The organism is Roseateles sp. P5_E1, from assembly GCF_054049335.1.
Genome location: NZ_JBFUMN010000344.1, coordinates 1 through 582 on the forward strand (window position 1 = coordinate 1; position 582 = coordinate 582).

Here is a 582-nt window from a genome sequence, read left to right on the forward strand (position 1 = left end):
GCATCAAGGCGGCCACCGCTTCACCCTCCCCGCGCAGCCCGGCCAGCATCCTCAGCACCGCCGCCGGCTGCCCGGAGAAACTGGCTTCGAGCAGGCGGAAGACGTCGTAACGGGCCGCATCGGCAACCAGCGACTCCATCGTCTGCACGTCCAGGGTCTGGCCGGCGGCCAGCAGCGCCAGCTTGTCGATCTCCTGCGCGGCGGCCAGCAGATTGCCTTCCACCCGCTCGGCCAGGCGCTGCACCGCGGCCGGCTCGGCACGCAGGCCCTTGGCGCGCAGGCGGCGCTCGATCCAGTCGGGCAGTTCATGCGGCTTGATCGCCCAGGCCACCGACAGCACGCCGACGCGATTGACCGCCTCGGCCCACTTGCCCTGGTGGGCCTTGCTCCATTCGTTGCAGGTGATCATCAGGATCACGTCCGGCGCCGGGTTGGCGCAGAACTGGCTGATCACCTCGGCGCCGTCCTTGCCCGGCTTGCCGCTGGGCAGGCGCAGCTCCATCAGCCGGCGGGCGCTGAACAGGCTGGGCGCATTGAAACTGGCACCGACCTGGTCCCAATCGAAATCGCGGCCATCGGCAT

1 protein-coding gene is annotated in these 582 nt (G+C 69.8%); it reads right to left on the reverse strand.

Features of this window, described 5'->3' with window-relative positions; all coding sequences use genetic code 11:
- On the reverse strand, positions 1-582 hold a 582-nt coding region (holA, locus tag ACXJKJ_RS31435), incomplete at both ends, for a DNA polymerase III subunit delta (protein WP_457395582.1).